The 559-nt window shown below is 64.9% G+C and carries 2 pseudogenes; both read right to left on the reverse strand.

Going from position 1 to position 559, the window contains the following annotated elements:
* Positions 1 to 186, reverse strand: a pseudogene (locus tag EOA85_RS36815) (hypothetical protein); the annotation flags it as partial.
* 4 nt (positions 187 to 190) lie between these two features.
* A pseudogene (locus EOA85_RS36820) lies at positions 191 to 559 on the reverse strand (hypothetical protein); the annotation flags it as partial.

Consider the following 559-nt stretch of genomic DNA (forward strand, 5'->3'; position numbering starts at 1 on the left):
GGTCAGCGCCGCCTCGGTCGCGGCATCGATAATATCGGCATTATCGACAACCCGCCCGGTCAGAACAGGCAATTCGGCGGCGAGAGCGGTGAAGCCGACCAGCAGCACCGCCATGGCCGCCAAAGCAGCGCCGACCGTGGCGGCAAAATGGCCGGAACCTGGGGGACAGATGGCGCGTCTTGTCATGTCGTCACCAGCTTCCCGATGAGCCGCCGCCGCCGGACGAGCCACCGCCGCCGGAAAAGCCGCCGCCGCCTGAACCCGACGACCATCCCCCGCCAGAACTTCCCGACCAGCCGCCGGAAGACCGCCGGTTCGGCTCGAAGGTCATGCCCAGCCAGCGATAGCGACCAGGGCCGAGTTTCCGGCCGAAGATCGGTGGCAGGATGGAGGCGGCAATGCTGCCGAAGAAGATGATCGCCCAGATGCTTATGAAGATCGCAAAGAACAGATCGTCGGTGTTGAATGGCGGCTGCTGGTTGCGTTCGCCGCGCGCTTCCAGCTCTTCCGGATTGCCTTCCAGCACCATGACCATGTCGTCGACGGCCTTGGCTATGCC

The sequence above is a fragment of the Mesorhizobium sp. M5C.F.Ca.IN.020.29.1.1 genome (genome assembly GCF_003997375.1).
GTDB classification, from domain to species: Bacteria; Pseudomonadota; Alphaproteobacteria; order Rhizobiales; family Rhizobiaceae; genus Mesorhizobium; species Mesorhizobium wenxiniae.